The sequence below is a fragment of the Streptococcus pluranimalium genome, assembly GCF_047785745.1.
GTDB classification, from domain to species: Bacteria; Bacillota; Bacilli; order Lactobacillales; family Streptococcaceae; genus Streptococcus; species Streptococcus pluranimalium_B.
The window spans coordinates 1-21,537 of sequence record NZ_JBLOJT010000013.1 but is presented as its reverse complement, the minus strand read 5'-3'; the positions used below and the strand labels follow the sequence as shown (position 1 = coordinate 21,537).

The window sequence follows — 21,537 nt, the reverse complement described above, 5'->3', positions numbered from 1 at the left end:
AACATGTCTAAATTTTTAGTTTTTGGTCACCAAAATCCTGACACAGATGCTATTGCATCATCATACGGTTGGGCTTACTTGGAGCGTACAGCCTTTGGTCGTGATGCTGAAGCTGTAGCGCTTGGTACACCAAATGAAGAAACAGCTTTTGCTCTTAACTACTTTGACGTGAAAGCTCCATGTGTAGTTGAGTCTGCTAAAGCAGAAGGTGTTAGCCAAGTTATCTTGACAGACCACAATGAATTCCAACAGTCTATCTCAGATATTCGTGATGTTGAAGTTGCGGCTGTGATTGACCATCACCGTGTGGCTAATTTTGAGACAGCAAACCCTCTTTACATGCGTTTAGAACCAGTTGGGTCAGCATCATCTATCGTTTATCGCGCTGCTAAAGAAAACAATGTTGAACTTCCAAAAGAAGTGGCTGGTCTCTTGCTTTCAGGCTTGATTTCGGATACCCTTCTCTTGAAATCACCAACAACTCACGAGTCAGACCCACAAGTGGCTAAAGAATTGGCAGAAATTGCTGGTGTTAACTTGGAAGAGTATGGGCTTGAATTGCTTAAAGCTGGGACAAACCTTGCTAGCAAGTCAGCAGCAGAATTGATTGACATTGATGCTAAAACCTTTGAACTTAACGGAAATAATGTTCGTGTCGCTCAAGTTAACACTGTTGATATCAAAGATGTATTGAACCGTCAAGAAGAGATTGAAGCAGCTATTTCTGAAGCGATCGTTTCAGAAGGTTACTCAGACTTTGTTTTGATGATTACAGATATTCTTAACTCAAACTCAGAAATCCTTGCTCTTGGTTCAAATATGGATAAGGTTGAAGCAGCCTTTAATTTCAAATTAGATAGCAACCATGCTTTCCTAGCAGGAGCTGTTTCACGTAAGAAACAAGTGGTGCCACAATTGACAGAAAGCTTCAATGCATAAACTAAAAATACAGACATCAATGGTTGATGTCTGTGTTTTTTTATAGTTTGACTTTAGTCATAAGGTAGAGGAAATAAGGCGCTCCGATTAGGGTAACAATAATACCAGTTGGAATGCCTGTACCAACCAATAAGACCCTACCGATAGTGTCAGCAACCAAGAGTAAGATCATACCTAGAATAATACTACTTGGTATGGTCAAATGATGACTTGCTCCTAATAGCTTGCGTGTGATATGACCAGCAACAAGACCGATAAAGGTAATATTACCAATTAAGACAACGCTGAGGGAAGCTAAGGCAGTTGATAAGATAAGGACAATCAGTCTTTCTTTATGAAGATTCAAGCCCAAGGCTAATGCTGTTTGTTCATTGAGATTCATAATGTTTAGGGATTGACTTTTGGTATAAGTAATGCCCCAAATAAGTAGCAAAGCAGGTGCAAAGATAATGACTCTTGACCAAGATCCTCCCGAAATACTACCGCTCAACCAGCTAACAATAAAGTCAACCTTAAAGTCATCAATACTGGAGACAATGGTTACCATCAGTCCAGATAAGAGACTAGACATTCCTATACCTGCAATGATTAAACGAGTTGGGCTAACCCCGTGGTTCTTTTTACGTGAAATCAAGTAAACCAGGACAATAGTAGTTATACCACCTAACATTGCTAAGAAAGGCGTCACTGCCATGGTCGTTATATCTGATAAATCAGAATAGCCAACAACCAGAGCTACTACTAAACCAGCTCCAGAATTGATCCCTAAAATACCGGAGTCAGCCAAAGGATTTTTGGTTAGATTCTGCAAAAGTAACCCCGATAAGGCAAGCGAGCCACCCCCTAAAAGACAGGCAAGAATGCGTGGTAGGCGAATTTTAGCAATGATCAGAGTCATTCCCTTAGAAGCTTGACCGGTCAAGACCTCAACGATATCCATGATGGAAGCATTGGCATAGCCTATTGACAAGGCAATGACAAAACAAGAAACAAGCAGCAAAGCTAATACGAGAAAGGTGAGTTTAGTGCGGTTTGGGTGTGTCATCATAAATACTTCCCCTTCCTAATAAGCCATAGGAAGCAAGGAAGCCCGACGACAGCGATAATAGCACTGATTGGTGTTTCTCTTGGTGGATTGATCATTCGCGAGATAATATCTACCCAAAGCAGAAATACAGCTCCAGCGTAAGCTGATAGAGGGAGAATGAGGCGGTAATCCTTTGGAACAAAAAGCTTAATGGCATGAGGGATAATTAACCCAACAAAAGCAATCGAACCAACCATAGCGACAGCCCCAGATGAGATAACCAAAACAATGACTAATAGTAACAAGGTCGTTAGAAAAGTTTCCTGTCCAAGAGCCTTGGCTACTGTTTCATTTAAACTGAGGATCGTTAACTGATGGGCAAATAATTGTGCTAGTATAAGTCCGATACTAATGATGGGAATAATCAAGGAAATCATTGACCAGTTGATTTGTGAGAGTCCTCCTGCCTGCCAACCAATGACAGTGGTTTCAAGGTCAAAATAGATCGTAATAGCTTGTCCAATCGCTGAAAATAAGGTGGAAACCATAGCACCTGCTAAGATTAATCTCAGTTGATTGTAGCCCTTACTTTTTTGATAAGCGAGAATAAAAACCATCACGGCTGCTAGACTAGAACCGAGTAGACAAATCAATAGAATTTGAAAGTAGTGCAGATTGCCCCAAAAAGCATAGGCGATGATGAGGGATAAACCAGCTCCAGCATTAATGCCAAGAAGGCCTGGGTCAGCAATGACATTTCTTGTAATACCTTGCATCATAGCACCTGCTTGCGACATTGCTGCGCCAACAAAAAGAGCTGCCAACATCCTTGGTAGGCGAATGTCAATGACAATATCTTGGATATTTGAATGAGTGAGGGGCTGCTGTAAGGTAGTTAATAATTCTGAATTTGAAAAATTGATAGCGCCAAAGCGTAAGCCAATATAGCTTCCTAAAAGAAGTAAGATAGTCAGAATGAAAAAAACAAGCCAAAGATATTTTGGCCTATTTTGATGAGTCATTGAGGGCGTCATAGTAGCCTTTCTAATGATTAATTAGCTTTTTGGATAGCCTCCGCAAAAGCATCTAATTGGAGATCAAGAGACATTGGATCAGCGAAGTAGAAGAGATTGTAGTCCACTTCTAAGACGTGACCTGCTTTGACAGCGGGAATATTTTTCCAAACATCACTTTCTTTAAGTGATGAAGCTGCTTTTTCATTATCTTTATTGATATTAACAACCGCATAGTCCCCGATATAGTCGCCAATAACTTCTTGAGAAACTCCGAACCAACCGTCTTTAAAGACGTCTTCTTGAACTTTTTGAGGAGCTTTGTAACCCAAGGCACGGTAGATTAATTCACTACCACGGCCAAATTCTGGACCATAAAGATAGATGCTCTTGTCATAGAAATCCATAACTGTAAAGGTTGTGTCTGGTTTGAGTTGATTAGCTAGTTCTTTTTTAGTTTCAGACACTTTTTTGTCCCAATCTTGACGCCAGGCTTTAGCTACTTTTTCTTTGCCAAATACTTGCCCAAACTGGTTCATGACCTCCAAGTAGTCGCTAGCACCGAATTCGATGGCTAGTACAGGTGCAATTTCTTTGAGTTTATCAATGTTTTCATCAAGTGAGAACACAATGATTAAATCCGGCTCTTCAGCAGCAATAGCTTCTGTATCAGCTGATTTGAGTTGTGGTAAGCCTTTCAGTTTATCCCCAAAGGCGGCGCTATTCTTTTCTAAATCAAGAGAAAAAGAAGACATGTCAACACCGAGTTTCAAGAGATGTCCTGTGTATGAATAAGCGAAGTTAACAACTTTTTTAGGATTTTCAGGGATATCCCCGTAGTAGGTAAACCCTTTTATTTTAGGCATACTGGAGATTTTGACTTCCTCTGGCTTTGAGCTTTCTTGTTTAGAAGAAGCACAAGCAACTAGAAGAAAAGAGACTGTAAACAGACAAATGAGTGTTAAGAGTTTGCGAAATTTCATAAATCCTCCAAAGGTAGTAATTGATAAGAAAGTAAAATAGGACGTGTGGAAACAGGATCCTCGATGATATGAGCCTTAATGTGAAAAATATCTTCGATACGTTCGGATGTGATGATGTCTTCAACAGATCCTTGGTACTGAATCTTGCCGTTTTTCATAGCGATAATATGATCTGAAAATCGTGCTGATAAATTCAAATCATGAAGCACCATAATGATGGTTTTATGAGACTTCTTGTTTAAATCTGCCAAGAGCTCTAGGACTTCAAGTTGATGATTTAAATCCAAATAAGTTGTCGGTTCATCCAGGAAAATAGTGTCTGTATCTTGCGCCAAAGCCATCGCAATCCAGACACGTTGTCTTTGCCCACCGCTGAGGCTATCCACTTCGAGATTGGCTAAATCTGTAATCTTGGTCATCTCCATAGCCCAGTGAATACGACTACGATCGTGAGTTGTCAGGCTTCCTAGATATTTTTGATGGGGAAAACGCCCATAGGATACTAACTCATAGACCGTAATCCCTTCAGTTGCTTCTAAAACTTGTGGTAATAGAGCGATTTTTTTAGCAACCTCCTTCGTAGGCATTTGAGCTATGGCTTGCCCGTCCAGATAAATCTGTCCTTTATTGATACTGTGGATACGTGTTAAAGCTTTGAGCAAGGTAGATTTTCCACAGCCATTGGCACCGATAATGGTCGTAATCGCTCCGTGAGGAATCTTGACGGATAGATTTTCAATAATGGTATGATGGTCGTAGGCCACGTCAATATGTTGAGCGTGAATCTCAGACAAGACAAATCCTCCTTTTGAAGTGCTGGCTTATTTGGATAGCAAAGATGGCTGTTACAAATCAATAGATGAAAACATGAACGATTTTATGAAAGTCCAACAAGGCTAATACGAATTTGATTATAGCATAGTAAAAGGGCTTACAAAAGCCCTTTTCTTCTCTTTTTATAGAAAACACTCTTAACAATAATCATTCAAAAAAATATCAATAATGGTTACAAAAAGAAGTGATAATCATTCTAAATAGTCTATAGAAAGGATTTAGCGACAAGAAGGTCACCAGGGTATTTAGCATGTTTGCCTTCAACGATCTGGTAGGCATCTGCTCCCTTTCCAGCAATAATGACAGTATCATTTTCAGTTTTGGTTTGACGCATGGCTGTTTCGATAGCTTTTTCGCGGTCAATAATGATTTGAACTGGTCTGTGGATATGGCTGGCAATTTCTTCGGAGATAGTTTGTGGATCTTCAAAGTTAGGATCATCAGCAGTTAAGATGATATCTAAATCCGGGTATTGATTGATGACATGTCCAAAGTCAGCACGTCGGCTTTCTCCCTTGTTGCCGGGAGCTCCTAGAATAAGAGTCATTTGCCCTTTTTGGTGTTGGCTGACAACATCTAGCAACTTAGTTAAACTATCGCCATTATGGGCATAATCAACAAAAACCTTAGCACCATTTGTCTGGGTTAAGACCTCCATACGACCAGGAACACTGGTTTGGGCGATACCTTTTTGGATATCTTCCAGACTTGCTCCTAGGCGTAAGCAGGCTAAACCTGCGGCAAGGGCATTCTCTTGATTGAAATCACCGATTAATTGAGCATCGTAATGTCCAGCTAGTTTACCTTTAGCATCGAAAGAGAAGGCAGAGCTATTTTCGATAGTATTGTCGGAGTTTTGACCATAAAAATCATGGGGAAGTTTTTCAACTTCTTCTTTGACAACTTGAAAATGATCCATTTCACTGTTAACAATGGTAGCCTTGCTGTTGCTCATTAAAAGGCGCTTGTGGTAGAAGTAATCTTCAAAAGTTGGGTGTTCAATCGGTCCGATGTGATCGGGACTAATGTTGAGAAACACTCCGACATCGAAGGTTAAGCCATAGACACGTTTCACCAGATAGGCTTGGCTAGAGACTTCCATGATTAGATGAGTCATACCATTTGAAACAGCTTCAGCCATCATTTTAAAAAGGTCCAAGCTTTCAGGTGTTGTCAAGCTTGACTTGAAAAAGGTTTTACCATCTAACGTTGTATTCATGGTAGATAGCATGGCTGGCTGATGACTTTGTTTCAGAATATGGTAGGCAAAATAAGCAGCAGTTGTCTTGCCTTTCGTTCCTGTAAAAGCTAATAATTGTAATTTTTCTTGCGGATTATCATAGAAAGCCATGGCAATCAGACTCATCGCTTGCTTGATATCGTTGACAAGAATAGCTGGGATACCTACTTCATAATCAATTTCAGAAATATACCAACTAAGCCCTTTGGAAATAGCTTGTTGAAGAAATTCAGCTTTGAAGGATGCCCCTTTGGCAAAAAAGAGCGTTTCAACATCTGCATTACGACTGTCATAGCTTAATTTGTTAAATGTAACGCCCTGCCAGTTATAGAAATAGCCTTCGGGATGATTGATTTGGCGATAATTATGGTCGTTTTTTAAAATATCTAATACGGTTTCTATTTGCATCATACTTCTTATTTTAGACCTATGGCTATAGTTTTACAAGTCATAGGCAAAAGTTTATAATAAATTGAATAAATTTTAAAAGGATAGGAAAATGTCTGAAAGCAAAGCAAAAGTCTCCCAACAGGAGCAAATGATGCGTGGGACTGCTTGGTCTGCAGCTGGTAATTTTATCAGTCGCTTATTGGGAGTTGTTTATATTATTCCTTGGTATTTGTGGATGGGAAGCCATGCGGACAAGGCAAATGCCTTATTTACACAGGGGTATAATATCTATTCCCTCTTTCTCTTGATCTCAACTTCTGGACTTAATGTCGCAGTAGCTAAACAGATTGCTAAGTATAATGCTTTAAATAAAAAATCTGAGAGTATCCAGCTGATTCGTGAATTCCTAAAGTTAATGCTGATTTTAGGGCTTGTTAGTGCAGGAACGATGTTTCTCTTGTCACCTATTATTGCTAAACTTTCAGGAGTGGGGCATGAATTGGTACCAGTTATTCAAAGTTTATCCTGGTCTGTTTTGATCTTCCCGATGATGAGTGTTATTCGAGGCATTTTTCAAGGTCATAATGATTTGGCTCCCTTTGCTAAAAGCCAGGTAGCAGAGCAGTTTATTCGTGTGTTGTGGATGCTATTGACAGCTTACTTCATTATGCAGCTTGGTTCTGGTGATTATGTCAAGGCAGTGACACAGTCAACTTTTGCAGCCTTTCTTGGAATGCTAGCTAGCATGGGAGTGCTGTTCTATTATCTAGCTAAGGTAAAGCTATTAAAACCCATTTTTTTTGAGAAAACAAAAGACATTTCAGTAGATGCGAAAGGCTTGTTGCTTGAGACTTTAAAAGAAGCGATTCCTTTTATTGTAACGGGATCTGCCATTCAAATTTTTAGTCTGATTGATCAGTTTACTTATGCTAACTTTATGGCAATGATTAGCCATTATAGTCGGTCGGAATTATCAGTTCAATTTGCCTACTTTGCCTCTAATCCTAACAAAATTGTGATGCTTCTGGTTTCTGTAGCTGGCTCGATTGGTGGTGTAGGGATCGCGCTACTGACAGAAAATTATGTCAAAAAAGATATGAAAGCAGCAGCAAATCTCATCGCTAACAACTTGCAGATGCTCTTTATGTTTATTATGCCAGCGATTGTCGGGATTCTTATTTTAGCTAAGCCAGTCTATACGATTTTCTATGGTGCGCCGACTAATATGGCCCTGGGTCTATTTGTGGCAGCAATGGTTCAAACCTTATTTTTAGCCTTATATATTATGCTGTCACCAATGCTTCAAGCAATGTTTGAAAATAGAAAAGCCATGCGTTATTTTAGTTATGGGTTGGTGACGAAGATCATCTTGCAGGTTCCGATGATTTATTTATTTCATGGTTATGGGCCTCTTTTATCGACTTCTATCGCCTTGGCTGTTCCGATTGTCCTCAGTTACCTTCGTTTACAGCAACTAACAGGAATTAGCCCTTCAGGGTTAAATCGTCGTTTGCAGCTAATCAATGTAATGACAATTATCATGGCTATTTTAGCAACCCTTGTAACGCTTGTTTTGCATTTTGTGCTGGATCCTGATAGCCGTATTCATAGCGTACTTTTTGTGGTTATTGTTGGTGCAGTTGGGATGATGAGCTACGGTTATATGTCATTGAAAACACGGATGCTTGATAAGCTAATTGGAGGTCGTGCCAATCGTTTACGTGAGCGCTTTAAGATTTCATAAGTTATTAAAAGGGGCTGGGTAAAAAGTCCTTCCTATCAATATGGCGTTCGTTTTAACATCTTAATACAGTAGTTGGGAAAAATCCTTAGCGATTTACCGCTTTTAGCCTTTCCCAGCACAGTTGCTTAAGGCTTTTAGTCCCAAGCAACCACTTCTGAATGGATGTCTCGTTCACGTTTTAGGCTCGAAACTAGACATAGAAGCGGGTAAAAGAATCGTATTTTCTATCTGTGACCTCAAAAGCTCTTCCAGACCTTTTGAGCAATGTGGGGGTAGGGAGACGAATTATTTTTTGGTTAAAGGGAGTTCTTTTTCGACTCCCTTTTTTGATGGTGTAAATGCTAACAAGAGTTCATACCTTATGGCTTATTAAACTTATACTCATTGAAAATCTGACGTTGTCAAGTTTACCTTGATGAACTTCAGTTCTATCTGCAGCTCCTATCCTAGTCAGAATTTGATTTTCTTCGAGTATTAGTTGTGTGGGGTATAATTCAAAACTATACCTTCCTATCATAAATCTATATAATGCGCTGCCTCCTATCTTTTCTAAGAAGTGTTAGAATAAATATACTTAATTAAATATGATGATTATAAGTTATTCTTGAGTCAGAAAAGGAGATTTATGACAAAAGATTATCAGTTAGCTACTGTGTTAGCACAAGCGGGTATTAAATCAGATGATGTGACAGGATCACTAGTTTCTCCGATCCATTTATCCACTACCTACCAACATCCAGAATTTGGAAAATCAACAGGTTATGATTATACGAGAACAAAAAATCCTACCAGAACAACGCTAGAAACCACTCTAGCTAAGATTGAAAAAGCAGATTATGCCATAGCAACGAGCTCGGGGATGAGTGCTGTTGTATTAGCCTTTTCAGTATTTTCTTACGGAAGTAAGGTAGTTGCGGCGCGTGACTTGTATGGTGGGGCATTCCGTTGGTTTAACAATCAAGCATCTGAAGGACGGTTTTCGTTTACTTATGCCAATACTCAAGAGGAAATGATTGCTGCCATTGATGCATCAACTGATATTGTCTATATCGAAACGCCAACTAATCCTTTGATGGTTGAATTTGATATTGCAAAAGTGGCTCAAGTAGCCCATGCTCACGGGGCAAAAGTGCTAGTAGATAATACTTTTTATAGTCCTGTTTACCAAAATCCGATTCTGCTTGGTGCTGACATTGTTATCCATTCAGCGACCAAGTATTTATCAGGGCACAACGATGTCTTAGCTGGTGTGGTGGTGACAGATGACCAATCCTTGTTTGACCAGCTCATGTATCATTACAATACGACAGGACCTAATTTATCGCCACTTGATGCCTATCTTTTGATGCGTGGTCTCAAAACCCTCAAAATTCGTATGGAGGCTGCAACTAAAAATGCCCAAAAGCTGGTTGCTTTTCTGGAAAATCATCAAGCTATCAAAGAAGTACTATATACAGGCAAAGGTGGGATGATTTCCTTTAAGGTTAAAGATCAAGGGAAAATTCCAGCACTTTTAAATCATTTAAACATCATTAGTTTTGCGGAGAGCTTGGGTGGTGTGGAAAGTTTAATGACCTACCCAGCAACGCAAACGCATGCAGATATTCCCGCAGAGGTGCGCGCATCATATGGTTTGACGGACGATTTGCTACGTCTGTCTGTCGGTATTGAAGATATCGAAGATTTAAAAGCAGACTTAGAGCAAGCCTTGAGCAAATAAGGAGTTAGCATGACCAAGTATAATTTTACAGACGTTCCAGAGCGTCTCAAAACCAATGCTATCAAATGGCAAAAGGTCAAAGAAGATCCGGAAATTATTCCTTTATGGATCGCTGATATGGACTTTCAAGTTTTTCCAGAAATGACCAAAGCCCTAGAAGAGTTTGCTAAGACCTCAGTTTTTGGTTACGACGCTCCTAAAGATAGCCTTTATCAAGCCATTCAAAGTTGGGAAAAAGAGCAACATCAAGTCACTGTTGATAAGGAAGATATTGTCTTGATTGAAGGTGTTGTTCCGGCTATTTCGGTCGCTATCAATGCTTTCACCCAAAAAGGAGATGCGGTTCTTATTAACACACCGGTTTATCCTCCTTTTGCTCGCAGTGTAAAACTAGTAGAGCGACTCTTGGTCACTAATTCCCTGGTGGATCAGGATGGTTATTTTGAAATTGATTTTGACCGACTAGAAAAAGAGCTGGTTGATAATCAGGTCAAACTTTACATCTTCTGTAGTCCTCATAATCCTGGTGGTCGTGTTTGGACGAAGGAGGAGATTATCAAAGTGGCTGAGCTTTGTCGTAAGCACGGTGTTTATCTTGTTTCAGATGAAATTCATCAAGACTTAGCTCTTTTTGGCAATGAACACCATAGTCTTTTATCTGTCAATCCTGACTATCAAGATTTTGCCTTGGTATTGACAAGTGCGACAAAGACCTTCAATATTGCAGGGACCAAGAATAGCTTTGCACTAATCCCAAATGCTAAACTAAGAAAAGCTTTTAAAGATGCCCAATTAGTTAACAATCAACACGAAGTTTCGACGTTAGGCTTTTTGGCCACAGAAATAGCTCTTAGAGACGGAAAAGTTTGGCTAGATGAGCTGAAAACTGTTCTGGAGATGAATATCAATTTACTCACCCAAACCTTGAGAACCAAAACAAAGATCAAAGTTATGAAGCCAGAAGGCACCTACCTAGTTTGGCTAGATTTTTCTGATTATGGTATCGATCATAATGAACTGGGTCGAATGATTCAAGAGGATGCCAAACTGATTTTGAATGATGGTTTAACGTTTGGAAAAGAAGGAGAGTATCATTTCCGCTTGAACACAGCCACACCTACACATTTACTAGAGAAAGCACTCAATCGCTTGGTAAAAGTTTTTCCCAAAAACTAGTGGAAAATAATGACATTGATCAACCAAATCTTCCCCTCAAGGAGGATTTTTTGGTATAATAAATAAAAACAATAGAAAGTGGTTTCACATCATGGGAAAATTCCAAGTCATTTCACATCCGCTCATTCAACACAAACTCTCAATCCTGCGTCGTTCAACAACTCCGACAAAAGATTTTAGAGAATTAGTTGATGAAATTGCTATGTTGATGGGGTACGAAGTGTCTCGTGACTTACCTCTTGAAGACGTTGAAATTGAAACGCCAGTGACAACAACTGTTCAGAAACAATTGGCTGGTAAAAAATTAGCTATCGTTCCTATTCTTCGTGCTGGTATCGGTATGGTTGACGGTCTGCTGAGTCTGGTTCCAGCTGCCAAAGTTGGTCACATTGGGATGTATCGTGACGAAGAAACACTTGAACCAGTTGAGTACTTGGTCAAACTACCAGAAGATATTGATCAACGTCAAATTTTCTTGGTTGATCCAATGCTTGCTACTGGTGGTTCAGCTATCTTGGCTGTAGATTCACTAAAAAAACGTGGTGCAACAAATATCCGTTTTGTTTGTTTGGTAGCTGCACCAGAAGGTGTTGAAAAATTACAAGCAGCACACCCCGATGTAGATATCTATACAGCTTCACTTGATGAAAAACTCAATGAGCATGGCTACATTGTTCCAGGTCTTGGTGATGCAGGTGATCGTCTCTTTGGTACAAAATAGAAATAATATTGGCATTAGCCGAGGGAGGGCAAAGGATCGCTCTTTCCTTTTTGGACAAAAATTAGCACTCTTATCTATAGAATGCTAAAAGTTGAGTTTTTTATTTGACCTTTATTGACCTATATCCTATAATAAAGTCAATCAGAAATTTGGTAATTAAGTTTATCAAAGAAAAATCCTTACAAGTGCCTTAAAAACTAGGAAGATATCCTTGTTAAGCCTAGGTCTTGTATCTTAAGAAAAATGGAGAAGAAGTATGATTCCAGTAGTTATTGAACAAACATCACGTGGCGAACGCTCTTACGATATTTATTCACGTCTCTTAAAAGACCGTATCATCATGTTGACTGGTCCAGTTGAAGACAACATGGCTAACTCAGTGATTGCCCAGTTGCTCTTCTTGGATGCACAGGATCCAACCAAAGATATTTACCTTTACGTTAACACACCAGGGGGTTCGGTTTCAGCTGGCTTAGCAATTGTTGATACCATGAACTTCATCAAAGCTGATGTCCAAACTATTGTTATGGGAATGGCAGCTTCAATGGGAACTATTATCGCTTCATCAGGTGCTAAAGGCAAACGTTTTATGTTACCAAATGCAGAATACATGATGCACCAACCAATGGGCGGTACTGGTGGAGGTACCCAACAAACGGATATGGCTATTGCGGCTGAACACCTCTTGAAAACACGTCACAAATTAGAAAAAATTCTTTCTGATAACTCAGGACAAACTATGGAGAAAATCCATATTGATGCTGAACGTGATCGTTGGATGGATGCTGAGGAAACCCTTGAGTATGGTTTCATTGACGCTATCATGGATAATAATGAGTTGAAATAATTGATATCATCTCAACTTAAAGAACCTGCTTCTAGCAGGTTCTTTATTTTGGAAAATTTGCTATAATGGTAGCAATAAGATTGAAACAGAAAAAAAGGATATTATGGAAATCAAAGAAAGAATCGGCCTTGCGGTTTATCTCTATTACAACCGTGATGCTAGAAAGTTAAGTAAGTTGGGTGATATGGTGTACCATTCCCGGCGCTTTAAATACCTCATCATCTATATCGATAAAGAACAAGAAGCGGCTGTTCTAGAAAGTTTGAAGTCAATGAAATTTGTAAAAAAAGTCAAACTCTCAGCACTTGATGCTATTGATATGAATTTTGTAGGTAATTTAGGAAACCATGAAACAGAATAAGTAAAAACCATATAAAAAATATAATCATCAGGAAAGTTATGATGACAATAAAATAATTTAGAATGATTGGTTGGAAGATAGTTCTTTGTTTTGAGCTGTTTTTCCAAGCAATCTTTTTTGATAGAAAAAGATAATTTTAAGAAATGATACATTTAGGTAGGTTAAAAAGCTCTTAAAAGATTGCTACTGTTGTATTTTAAGGAATTTGAAAAATTCAGAAAAAAATCTATTGACAATATTCTGACAATTCAGTATTATTATGTAACATACTTGAAGGAGACTATTCTATGAAGAAAAAATTAACATTTGCAGCTGTTGCATTTATGAGTACAGCTGTTCTTGCAGCTTGTGGTGCTGCACCAGGTAGCTCAAGTTCAAATGCAGAAGGAACAAAGGTTGGGGACGCACTTAAAATTGGATTGAACTTTGAATCAACAGGTGATGTTTCTGCCTATGGTAATTCAGGTAAAAATGGTGCTCAACTTGCCATCGATGAGATCAATAAAGATGGTGGTGTTGATGGTAAAAAAATCAAAGCTTTTGTTAAAGATAACAAATCTGATAACTCAGAGGCTGCGACGGTTACAACTAACTTGACAACTGAAAGTGAAGTTAATGCGATTGTTGGTCCAATGGTATCATCAGCGGTTGCCTCAGCTAGTCCAAATGCAGAAAAAGCTGCTGTTCCATTGGTGGCGCCAGCTGCGACTCAGGATGACTTGACAGTTGATAAAGACGGTAAAACACGCCCATACATGTTCCGTACAACTTTCATTGACAGTTATCAAGGTGAAGCTATTTCTAAGTTCGCTACTGATGAGTTGAAAGCTGAAAAAGTTGTTCTTTACTATGACAACTCAAGTGACTACGCTAAAGGAATCGCTAAAGAATTTAAAAAACAATACAAGGGTGAGATTGTTAACGAATCAACATTCCAAGCTAAAGACACTGACTTCCAGTCAGCTTTGACAAAATTCAAAGATGCTGATTTTGATGCTATTGTCATGCCTGGTTACTACCAAGAAGTTGGTACAATCATCAAACAAGCTCGTGAAATGGGAATTGATGCTCCAATCGTTGGTCCGGATGGATTTGCGGACGACAAACTTGTCGAATTGGCAGGTGCCAAGAATGCTTCAGATATCTACTATATCTCAGGATACTCTGCTAAATCATCTGAAAAAGCGGCAGACTTTGCCAAAGCTTATAAAGAAAAATATGGTGAAGAACCATCAATGTTTGCGGCACTTGGTTATGACTCTGTTTACATGGTAGCAGATGCAGCAGAGGGTGCTAAAAACTCGGCCGAAATCGCTAAAAATCTTGCTAAAACAAAAGATTTTGAAGGTGTGACAGGTACAATGACTATCGATAAGAAACACAATCCGGTTAAATCCGTATCAGTTGCTGGTCTTACAGATGGTAAGGAAAGCTTGGCTACAGTTGTTGAAGCTGACAAGTAATCACTAGAATAGATGGTAGTGATGTCTTCTGATGACATGTCTACCTCAACTATTTATTAGTAAAATACAAGATAACATCTGGGGAGTAATCCTTCTCAGGTGTTCTTATTTTGATAGAAAGTTTGGTAAACTCTTATGTTACAACAACTTGTCAATGGTCTCATTTTGGGAAGTGTTTATGCACTATTGGCTCTAGGTTATACCATGGTTTATGGTATTATCAAGTTGATTAACTTTGCACACGGTGATGTTTATATGATGGGGGCCTTTGTTGGTTATTATCTGATTTCAACCTTCCATATGAATTTCTTTGTGGCGCTTATTTTAACAATGCTTATCACAGCTGCAATTGGGGTTATTATTGAATTCTTGGCTTATCGACCACTACGGAATTCAACGCGTATAGCAGCTTTAATCACAGCTATCGGTGTTTCATTCTTTTTGGAATATGGTATGGTTTATTTAGTAGGTGCGGAAGCACGCGCTTTTCCGCAAGCCATGCAGACAGTGAAGTATGATTTGGGTCCTATTAGTGTGACGAACATCCAATTGATTATTTTGGCAGTCTCTATTGTCTTGATGCTTGCTCTTAACTTCATCGTTAAGAAAACCAAGATGGGTAAGGCTATGCGTGCCGTGTCTGTAGACAGTGATGCTGCTCAATTAATGGGGATTAACGTCAATTCAACAATCAGCTTCACATTTGCACTTGGTTCAGCTATGGCTGGTGCTGCAGGTGTTTTGATTGGTCTTTACTACAATACAATGAATCCTCTGATGGGGATGGCCCCTGGTATCAAAGCCTTTGTTGCAGCAGTTCTAGGCGGTATCGGTATTATTCCTGGTGCAGCTGTAGGTGGATTTATTATCGGGATGTTGGAAACATTATCGACAGCAATTGGTTTATCAAGCTATAAGGATGCTGTTGTTTATGCGATCTTAATTGTTATCCTCTTGGTTCGCCCAGCGGGTATTCTTGGTAAAAATATTAAGGAGAAGGTATAAGCTAATGATCAAAAATATCAAATCAATCCTAGCCTGGCTAGGGCTTATTGTAGTTGCTTTTCTTCTCCTCAATATCCTAGTTAGTGCTGGCGTTTTGGGGTTGTATCATGTACAAATTTTGATGGGGATTGGTATCTCAATCATTATGGCTATGGGAACCAATTTGGTTTTAGGTTTTTCTGGTCAATTTTCACTTGGACAAGCTGGATTTATGGCAATTGGTTCCTATGCAACAGCTATTATGACACAAACTAATCCGACATACGCAGGATTTTACTTATCGATGCTTGTAGGTGCCATTGTAGCAGGACTTATTGCAGTGATTGTTGGTTTTCCGACGCTTCGCCTAAAGGGAGATTACCTTGCTATTGCGACACTTGGTGTAGCAGAAATCATTCGGATTGCGATTGTTAACGGTGGTGAGTTAACAAATGGAGCAGCTGGATTGACTGGCATTTTGCCTTATACTTCATGGCAGGTTGTTTTCATCTTTGTAGTCGTGATTGCTGTACTTTTGATGAATTACCTAAGAAGTGCAATAGGGCGTCAAGTGATTTCTGTTCGTGAGGATGAAATTGCAGCTGAATCAATGGGAGTTAACACTACAAAAGTGAAGGTGATTACCTTTGCTATTGCGGCGATGACAGCTGCTATTGCTGGTTCTCTTTATGTTGGTTACATCGGGACGATTGCGCCTAAAGATTTTACCATCATGCGTTCTATTGATTATCTCATCATTGCTGTTTTAGGTGGTCTTGGCTCAATGACAGGAACAATTGTGGCAGCTATTGTTTTAGGGATTCTCAACATGTACTTGCAAAATGTAGCGGATCTGCGTATGATTATCTATTCTTTAGCTTTGATTTTAGTTATGGTATTCCGTCCAGGAGGACTTTTAGGAACTAAAGAATTGCTTTTGTCTAAATTCTTTCAAAAAAATAAAGGAGGCAATCCTTAATGGCCTTACTTGAAGTTAAACATTTAACCAAATATTTTGGTGGGTTAACTGCCGTTGGCGATGTTACTATGGAGCTGAATGAAGGGGAACTGGTAGGGCTTATTGGACCTAACGGTGCTGGAAAGACGACTCTTTTTAACCTCTTAACGGGAGTTTATGAACCTTCTGAAGGAACAATCAGCCTTGACGGAACCCTCTTAAACGGTAAGAAACCTTATACTATTGCATCGCTTGGATTATCACGTACTTTCCAAAACATTCGTCTCTTTAAGAATATGACTGTTTTGGATAATGTTTTGCTTGGTATGAGCAATACTAATAAGCCACATTTCTTTTCTTCTTTGTTGCGATTGCCAAAATTTTATGCTAGCGAAGAGACGTTACGTCAAAAAGCTATGGATTTGTTAGCTATTTTTGGACTTGATGGTAAGGCAGACCATCTCGCTAAGAATTTACCCTATGGTCAGCAGCGCCGTCTTGAAATTGTGCGTGCCTTAGCTACGGAGCCGAAAATTCTATTTCTTGATGAACCTGCTGCAGGGATGAACCCACAAGAAACAGCAGAATTAACAGCACTCATTCGTCAAGTTAAGGATCAATTTGGGATTACTATTATTTTGATTGAACATGATATGAGTTTGGTTATGGAAGTGACAGAACGCATCTACGTTCTTGAATATGGTCGTTTAATCGCCCACGGCACACCAGATGAAATAAAAAATGATAAACGTGTTATTGAAGCCTACCTTGGAGGTGACGTCTAATGGCTATGTTAAGTGTAGAAAACCTCTCGGTCAGCTACGGAGCTATTGAGGCGGTAAAAAATGTTTCCTTTGAAGTTAATGAAGGAGAAGTTGTTTCTTTAATTGGAGCGAATGGTGCTGGTAAAACATCTATCCTTCGTACAATTTCCGGTTTGGTACGTCCTAAAGAGGGTAAAATTTCTTTCCTAGGAAATGAAATCCAGCGAGTTCCTGCTCGTAAGATTGTATCAGATGGCTTGTCGCAAGTTCCAGAAGGTCGTCATGTTTTTGAAGGATTAACCGTTATGGAAAATCTTGAAATGGGTGCCTTCTTAAAGAAAGATAAGGATCAAAACCAAAAAAATCTTAAGAGTATTTTTGAACGTTTTCCACGTTTAGAGGAACGTAAAAACCAAGATGCAGCGACTTTATCAGGTGGTGAGCAGCAGATGCTTGCTATGGGGCGTGCTCTCATGAGCCAACCAAAACTCTTGCTGCTTGATGAACCGTCAATGGGGCTAGCGCCAATTTTTATTCAAGAAATCTTTGATATCGTGCAAGATATTCAAAAACAAGGAACAACGGTTCTCCTCATTGAGCAAAATGCCACAAAAGCACTCTCAATCGCAGAGCGAGGCTATGTATTAGAAACAGGAAAAATCGTCTTATCAGGAACAGGACAAGAACTCCTTGAATCAGACGAAGTCCGAAAAGCATATCTGGGTGGCTAATGAGTCTGAGACAAAAGTCTATCAGTCATAAAAAATCAGAGATTCACGTTTGATGTGAGTCTCTGATTTTAATGTCTTATCCTTCTGGTATTGTATTTCAGTAGGTTATTGGCCATCAGAGCCAATCCCATGTCAATTTTTACTTGATGTTTGCCCCTTAGTTGACAACGTTGTACCACAAACAAGCCTTTATCTGCCCAAAGACAGGCTCCACATCAACTTTACGTTGTGCGAAGATACGACTGCCTTCTTCAGATAAAAGCACTTGACTCTCTTTTGGCTTTAATTCTTGGTATTTCTGGTTGCCATAGAGCCCTTTCTGAGGGGCTAGCTCAGGATAATCCGCCTTGTAAACCCTAATTTCCTGTTCAAATCCAGTAGTTGTTCTGCTGTGTTTAATATAGTCAAAATGATAATTCCAACCATCAGGATGTATGTAGGTATCACTGATGTCATCATAAAGCCAATTATCCAGATTCTTTGGAGATTGTTTCTGCTTTCTTGTCTACTCCTTATCAAACATACCATATTTAATCAGGTGGTTAACGCCAAGTTGGTCTAGTAGGGTTAGGTTCTCTTCACTACCATAACCTGCATCTGCGACAACCATTTTAAGATCATGTGGGTAACTATCTAATAGTGGAAGAAATGTTTTGGTATCGGTTGGATTTGGAAAGATATCATAATGAAGAACAAACTGATTTTCGGTAGCGATTTGAAGATTGTAGCTTGCTTTGAGTTGCCCGTTTCTCATAGGGACTCGCTTCTTCATTTTTAGGCTCGTGAAGAAACACTCTCTTCCCAGACTGTTTCTCAGATTGAAGACAAACTTGCTTTTGTGGGTTTGTCTTTTTTGATGTCTCCTATTTTTGAAGTGAAAAATGAGGAATCAAACTGAATTTGACCAAAATAAAAAGGCTTCCCTGCCATCATTTTAACCAATTTTTTGATATTTAAACACGCCAAAGTTAGCCCAACCTTATCTTCCATTTTGGACTTTCCTTTTTCTCTTGTGTAACGTAAATTGTGGTACTCCTTAGCTATTCCAAATAGTCTTTCAATGGTTTCTTTACGATGTTGGTACAGCTCTTTCATCCCTCTTTGGTGTCGCATAGCCTCACAAATCTCCAAATAATCCTTCCAAATATGACGAGTGACCACTTTCTGATGGTTTTGACTTTCTGTACAAATGCCTAATAAAGGACAGCTGGCGCAAATCTTGGAATCGCTCTTGTAGCCGCGATAGCCATCTCTAGTTGTGGTGCGGTAAGTTAATTCGTGATTTTCAGGACAAAGGTAACAATCATAATACTCATCGTACCACAACCGAGCTTGTTATGATAGAGGTTTATGATAAAGAAGGAATAACCGTTAGCGATATTTGTCAATCTCTCAAAAGATCAAAACAAACGATTTATAAGGTCATTGCTTACTTCAAGGCTGGTCAAACGGCCTATGATTACTACAAGAACTACAAAACTAACAAGAAACGTTGTGGTCGTCGTCAGACTCAACTCACCCAAAATGAACAAGATTTTATTTAAGCGCATTTAGAACTTAATTGGAGTTTGGATGTTGTCAAAGGAACTTATCCCGATAAAATTGCTTGCTCTATGAGAACTCTTTATCGCTTAGCTGACCGTAGAAATATTTATCAGCAATAGCTGATAAAAGAAATAGAATTCCTCGAAAATCTTTGAATTATCAAACACCATATCAAGTTTTTCTGAGTTACGTAAAATGTCTAGCTTAATTTGACAATTGGGCATAGTGACTTCAAAAAGGTTTTGAGCGCCCTTAGAATTGGAAAGAGGGTGTCTCAATTTTTAGTCAATCCTATGATATTTCCACTAGAGAGTCGCTACGAGGCTATTCCACCCAATGATGGTCTTTTATGCTCAAAAGTATTGGTTTGTTGTGATAAGTCTTACTCTGCCTATTCGGAGCGTGTCACTAAGCATGATAAGACAGTTCGTCTTATCTACGAGCCTATCCAATAACTCTCAAAATGACAGATTTTGATAATAGTGAAGAGGTCTGGGGAAAACCAGCCTCTTTTTTAGGATATTAATCGTGTTCCATGAACTTGGTAAGCTCCTGTAAGTGTGACAAGTTCTCGGACATTATCAAAGATATTAGACTTGCCATCAAGGTTCCCATGGGTTAGGATTCGTATAAAACCATAGTCAATCAGGTCATCTGTAGTCTTTTCAAGAGGGTTTGGATTTATTATATCATGAATGTCACTGAATTATAGTTAGAAGCTGTTTTCACAGATAATACTCATTTAAAATCAAAATCTGATATTGTCAAGTTTACCTTGATGAACTTTAGTTCTAGCTACGACGCTTTTTCTAGTCAGATTTTGATTTTCTTCGAGTATAAAGTTCTCTTCTTATCCCTGATTTTAACAATGAGTGAGTATACCATTTGTAAATAAAAGTTCTTACTTGATGAGTAATCAGTTTACAGACTTAAGGTAGGAAGGCCTCTGTTGTGGCAAGCTAAAGAAGCTTGCCACAACAGAGGCCTTCTCAAATGGTTATCAGCAAGTTCCTAACTGTCTTATCAAGTCTAGTCAGTATTAGTTTGGAATCCCATATGATATTCCCTATGATGAATTATGACAACAATCTGTTATTCATGCAGACAAGGAATCTTCCAAAGTTATCGTAGTATTTATGTAAAGTCAAATCAATACAGCTTTATCAATAATGGCTGCCATTTCCTCAGGTGTTTCAGAACATCCTTGTAATAACCAATTAAATATCAAAGTTTGAATGGTGTTGATATAGATATCGAAAGAGTATTTTTCAGAAATCTGGTAACCCGTATATAAGACTTCGGATAAATTTTTGATATCTGAATTCAAAACTAGCATTTTGATGTACCTGTTTACAATATTGTCTATATCAGGAAAGTGAGCAACCCATACTTGAAAAATATCTTTACGATCTCGCAAGTAAGTTAACATATCTAAGAGTTCTTGCCCATCTAGTAGCAGATTGTGATTAAAAATGGCGGTGATTTTATCAAGGACTTCTTTAATCGACTTGTTTTTTAAATCATTGACATTTTTAAAATGTTTGTAAAAAATAGTTCTACTAATTTGTGCTTTTTTTGTGATATTGGTTACAGATATAGTGTGAAAATCTTTTTCTCTTAGCAACTGTGTAAAAGCTACTACAATTCTTTCTTTATTCGATATGTCTTGCATAAAAATTTTCCTTATTTGATAAAATGTACTACTCGTGGTGCTAGTGGATTTTCAATGACAATAAAAAGTCCAAAAGGACTATACTGTAAGTGATAAAACAAACAGGAGGTAGTCCTAATGAGCCACTTACAGTATACCGCTAAATCCCATCATTTTCAATGGAATATCAACCAATTATCCCAAATCAGTTCTCAATTTTATCGGACCTACTGCCCAGATTCGTTGAAACATCGTCGCAATATCGGTTTAGCCAAAGTTTCAGATGAGTCTCTTCTTGTTTTATTGCTACTTCAAGCTGAGTTAGGCATTACCTCTCAACGTCATTTTTATAGAATCTGTCAACTTTTCTTTTGGGGCAACTTATTTGGTTGGTTCAACTCATTCGACAAGCCTTGAGTGGGGCAATCTCGCCAGATACTATTGTG

The 21,537-nt window shown here is 38.8% G+C and carries 21 protein-coding genes and 2 pseudogenes; 15 read left to right on the top strand and 8 right to left on the bottom strand.

Going from position 1 to position 21,537, the window contains the following annotated elements:
- Positions 1–3: 3 nt before the first annotated feature.
- Positions 4–939 carry a manganese-dependent inorganic pyrophosphatase gene (locus tag ACMZ6U_RS03220; RefSeq protein ID WP_416106204.1) on the top strand — a complete coding sequence of 312 codons (936 nt, stop codon included), beginning with the start codon at positions 4–6 and terminating at the stop codon, positions 937–939.
- Positions 940–979: 40 nt separating this feature from the next.
- Here the strand turns inward: ACMZ6U_RS03220 and ACMZ6U_RS03215 are convergent, their stop codons facing one another.
- From ACMZ6U_RS03215 to ACMZ6U_RS03195, 5 genes are all read right to left on the bottom strand, one after another.
- Positions 980–1,987 carry a FecCD family ABC transporter permease gene (locus ACMZ6U_RS03215; protein ID WP_416106202.1) on the bottom strand — a complete coding sequence of 336 codons (1,008 nt, stop codon included), beginning with the start codon at positions 1,985–1,987 and terminating at the stop codon, positions 980–982.
- Positions 1,984–3,000, bottom strand: a complete 1,017-nt coding sequence (locus tag ACMZ6U_RS03210; RefSeq protein WP_416106200.1) for a FecCD family ABC transporter permease — start codon at positions 2,998–3,000, stop codon at positions 1,984–1,986. The genes ACMZ6U_RS03215 and ACMZ6U_RS03210 overlap by 4 nt, the downstream gene beginning before the upstream one ends.
- Before the next feature lie 17 nt (positions 3,001–3,017).
- The gene (locus tag ACMZ6U_RS03205; protein WP_416106198.1) at positions 3,018–3,962 is read right to left on the bottom strand and encodes an ABC transporter substrate-binding protein; all 945 of its coding nucleotides are present in this window, start codon (positions 3,960–3,962) and stop codon (positions 3,018–3,020) included.
- Entirely contained in the window at positions 3,959–4,756 is a 798-nt protein-coding gene (locus ACMZ6U_RS03200; protein WP_104967371.1) for an ABC transporter ATP-binding protein, read from the bottom strand. The genes ACMZ6U_RS03205 and ACMZ6U_RS03200 overlap by 4 nt, the downstream gene beginning before the upstream one ends.
- Positions 4,757–5,001: 245 nt before the next feature.
- Entirely contained in the window at positions 5,002–6,447 is a 1,446-nt protein-coding gene (locus ACMZ6U_RS03195; protein WP_416106196.1) for a UDP-N-acetylmuramoyl-L-alanyl-D-glutamate--L-lysine ligase, read from the bottom strand.
- Between the two features lie 88 nt (positions 6,448–6,535).
- Here ACMZ6U_RS03195 and ACMZ6U_RS03190 point away from each other — a divergent pair, with 88 nt between their 5' ends.
- The 11 genes from ACMZ6U_RS03190 to ACMZ6U_RS03140 all read left to right on the top strand — a co-directional run bounded on the left by ACMZ6U_RS03190 (position 6,536) and on the right by ACMZ6U_RS03140 (position 17,895).
- A complete protein-coding gene (locus tag ACMZ6U_RS03190; RefSeq protein WP_416106194.1) occupies positions 6,536–8,170 on the top strand; it encodes a putative polysaccharide biosynthesis protein in 1,635 nt (544 codons plus the stop codon).
- 625 nt (positions 8,171–8,795) lie between these two features.
- Positions 8,796–9,890: a cystathionine gamma-synthase gene (locus tag ACMZ6U_RS03185; RefSeq protein WP_416106192.1), complete on the top strand. Its 1,095-nt coding sequence runs from the start codon at positions 8,796–8,798 to the stop codon at positions 9,888–9,890.
- A gap of 9 nt (positions 9,891–9,899) precedes the next feature.
- A complete protein-coding gene (locus tag ACMZ6U_RS03180; RefSeq protein WP_416106191.1) occupies positions 9,900–11,066 on the top strand; it encodes a MalY/PatB family protein in 1,167 nt (388 codons plus the stop codon).
- Positions 11,067–11,157: 91 nt separating this feature from the next.
- Positions 11,158–11,787 carry a uracil phosphoribosyltransferase gene (upp, locus tag ACMZ6U_RS03175; protein ID WP_104967376.1) on the top strand — a complete coding sequence of 210 codons (630 nt, stop codon included), beginning with the start codon at positions 11,158–11,160 and terminating at the stop codon, positions 11,785–11,787.
- Between the two features lie 256 nt (positions 11,788–12,043).
- Positions 12,044–12,634, top strand: a complete 591-nt coding sequence (locus ACMZ6U_RS03170; protein ID WP_104967377.1) for an ATP-dependent Clp protease proteolytic subunit — start codon at positions 12,044–12,046, stop codon at positions 12,632–12,634.
- Between the two features lie 103 nt (positions 12,635–12,737).
- Positions 12,738–12,995 carry a DUF2129 domain-containing protein gene (locus tag ACMZ6U_RS03165; RefSeq protein ID WP_104968804.1) on the top strand — a complete coding sequence of 86 codons (258 nt, stop codon included), beginning with the start codon at positions 12,738–12,740 and terminating at the stop codon, positions 12,993–12,995.
- Positions 12,996–13,282: 287 nt separating this feature from the next.
- On the top strand, positions 13,283–14,458 hold the full coding sequence (locus ACMZ6U_RS03160; protein WP_416106188.1) for an ABC transporter substrate-binding protein: 1,176 nt from the start codon (positions 13,283–13,285) through the stop codon (positions 14,456–14,458).
- Positions 14,459–14,593: 135 nt separating this feature from the next.
- Positions 14,594–15,463, top strand: a complete 870-nt coding sequence (locus ACMZ6U_RS03155; RefSeq protein WP_416106186.1) for a branched-chain amino acid ABC transporter permease — start codon at positions 14,594–14,596, stop codon at positions 15,461–15,463.
- 4 nt (positions 15,464–15,467) lie between these two features.
- Positions 15,468–16,421 (top strand): branched-chain amino acid ABC transporter permease, encoded by a 954-nt coding sequence (locus ACMZ6U_RS03150; RefSeq protein WP_416106184.1) that lies wholly within the window; start codon positions 15,468–15,470, stop codon positions 16,419–16,421.
- Complete coding sequence (locus ACMZ6U_RS03145) at positions 16,421–17,185, top strand: ABC transporter ATP-binding protein (protein ID WP_416106182.1); 765 nt, start codon at positions 16,421–16,423, stop codon at positions 17,183–17,185. Before ACMZ6U_RS03150 ends, ACMZ6U_RS03145 begins: the two co-directional genes overlap by 1 nt.
- Positions 17,185–17,895: an ABC transporter ATP-binding protein gene (locus ACMZ6U_RS03140; protein ID WP_416106180.1), complete on the top strand. Its 711-nt coding sequence runs from the start codon at positions 17,185–17,187 to the stop codon at positions 17,893–17,895. The genes ACMZ6U_RS03145 and ACMZ6U_RS03140 overlap by 1 nt, the downstream gene beginning before the upstream one ends.
- A 505-nt stretch (positions 17,896–18,400) precedes the next feature.
- Here ACMZ6U_RS03140 and ACMZ6U_RS03135 read toward each other — a convergent pair.
- A complete protein-coding gene (locus ACMZ6U_RS03135; protein ID WP_416106179.1) occupies positions 18,401–18,649 on the bottom strand; it encodes a transposase in 249 nt (82 codons plus the stop codon).
- Positions 18,576–19,215 (bottom strand): annotated as a pseudogene (locus tag ACMZ6U_RS03130) (transposase); the annotation flags it as partial. The pseudogene ACMZ6U_RS03130 and the gene ACMZ6U_RS03135, both read right to left, overlap by 74 nt.
- 17 nt (positions 19,216–19,232) lie before the next feature.
- On the opposite strand from ACMZ6U_RS03130, the gene ACMZ6U_RS03125 reads away from it, so the two are divergent.
- Positions 19,233–19,439: a helix-turn-helix domain-containing protein gene (locus ACMZ6U_RS03125; RefSeq protein WP_416106178.1), complete on the top strand. Its 207-nt coding sequence runs from the start codon at positions 19,233–19,235 to the stop codon at positions 19,437–19,439.
- Positions 19,440–19,709: 270 nt separating this feature from the next.
- Positions 19,710–19,895 carry a hypothetical protein gene (locus ACMZ6U_RS03120; protein ID WP_416106177.1) on the top strand — a complete coding sequence of 62 codons (186 nt, stop codon included), beginning with the start codon at positions 19,710–19,712 and terminating at the stop codon, positions 19,893–19,895.
- A 689-nt stretch (positions 19,896–20,584) separates the two neighbouring features.
- Here the strand turns inward: ACMZ6U_RS03120 and ACMZ6U_RS03115 are convergent.
- Positions 20,585–21,112, bottom strand: a complete 528-nt coding sequence (locus tag ACMZ6U_RS03115; protein WP_416106176.1) for a TetR/AcrR family transcriptional regulator — start codon at positions 21,110–21,112, stop codon at positions 20,585–20,587.
- Positions 21,113–21,229: 117 nt separating this feature from the next.
- Between ACMZ6U_RS03115 and ACMZ6U_RS03110 the strand changes: the two are divergent.
- Positions 21,230–21,537: pseudogene (locus tag ACMZ6U_RS03110) on the top strand (IS982 family transposase); the annotation flags it as partial.

Excerpts from the sequence above, each read along its gene's own strand:
- ACMZ6U_RS03220 (WP_416106204.1), top strand. The coding sequence starts at position 4 with ATGTCTAAATTTTTAGTTTTTGGTCACCAAAATCCTGACACAGATGCT.
- ACMZ6U_RS03215 (WP_416106202.1), bottom strand. The coding sequence starts at position 1,987 with ATGATGACACACCCAAACCGCACTAAACTCACCTTTCTCGTATTAGCT.
- ACMZ6U_RS03210 (WP_416106200.1), bottom strand. The coding sequence starts at position 3,000 with ATGACGCCCTCAATGACTCATCAAAATAGGCCAAAATATCTTTGGCTT.
- ACMZ6U_RS03205 (WP_416106198.1), bottom strand. The coding sequence starts at position 3,962 with ATGAAATTTCGCAAACTCTTAACACTCATTTGTCTGTTTACAGTCTCT.
- ACMZ6U_RS03195 (WP_416106196.1), bottom strand. The coding sequence starts at position 6,447 with ATGATGCAAATAGAAACCGTATTAGATATTTTAAAAAACGACCATAAT.
- ACMZ6U_RS03190 (WP_416106194.1), top strand. The coding sequence starts at position 6,536 with ATGTCTGAAAGCAAAGCAAAAGTCTCCCAACAGGAGCAAATGATGCGT.
- ACMZ6U_RS03185 (WP_416106192.1), top strand. The coding sequence starts at position 8,796 with ATGACAAAAGATTATCAGTTAGCTACTGTGTTAGCACAAGCGGGTATT.
- ACMZ6U_RS03180 (WP_416106191.1), top strand. The coding sequence starts at position 9,900 with ATGACCAAGTATAATTTTACAGACGTTCCAGAGCGTCTCAAAACCAAT.
- upp (WP_104967376.1), top strand. The coding sequence starts at position 11,158 with ATGGGAAAATTCCAAGTCATTTCACATCCGCTCATTCAACACAAACTC.
- ACMZ6U_RS03170 (WP_104967377.1), top strand. The coding sequence starts at position 12,044 with ATGATTCCAGTAGTTATTGAACAAACATCACGTGGCGAACGCTCTTAC.
- ACMZ6U_RS03165 (WP_104968804.1), top strand. The coding sequence starts at position 12,738 with ATGGAAATCAAAGAAAGAATCGGCCTTGCGGTTTATCTCTATTACAAC.
- ACMZ6U_RS03160 (WP_416106188.1), top strand. The coding sequence starts at position 13,283 with ATGAAGAAAAAATTAACATTTGCAGCTGTTGCATTTATGAGTACAGCT.
- ACMZ6U_RS03155 (WP_416106186.1), top strand. The coding sequence starts at position 14,594 with ATGTTACAACAACTTGTCAATGGTCTCATTTTGGGAAGTGTTTATGCA.
- ACMZ6U_RS03150 (WP_416106184.1), top strand. The coding sequence starts at position 15,468 with ATGATCAAAAATATCAAATCAATCCTAGCCTGGCTAGGGCTTATTGTA.
- ACMZ6U_RS03145 (WP_416106182.1), top strand. The coding sequence starts at position 16,421 with ATGGCCTTACTTGAAGTTAAACATTTAACCAAATATTTTGGTGGGTTA.
- ACMZ6U_RS03140 (WP_416106180.1), top strand. The coding sequence starts at position 17,185 with ATGGCTATGTTAAGTGTAGAAAACCTCTCGGTCAGCTACGGAGCTATT.
- ACMZ6U_RS03135 (WP_416106179.1), bottom strand. The coding sequence starts at position 18,649 with ATGAGAAACGGGCAACTCAAAGCAAGCTACAATCTTCAAATCGCTACC.
- ACMZ6U_RS03125 (WP_416106178.1), top strand. The coding sequence starts at position 19,233 with ATGATAGAGGTTTATGATAAAGAAGGAATAACCGTTAGCGATATTTGT.
- ACMZ6U_RS03115 (WP_416106176.1), bottom strand. The coding sequence starts at position 21,112 with ATGCAAGACATATCGAATAAAGAAAGAATTGTAGTAGCTTTTACACAG.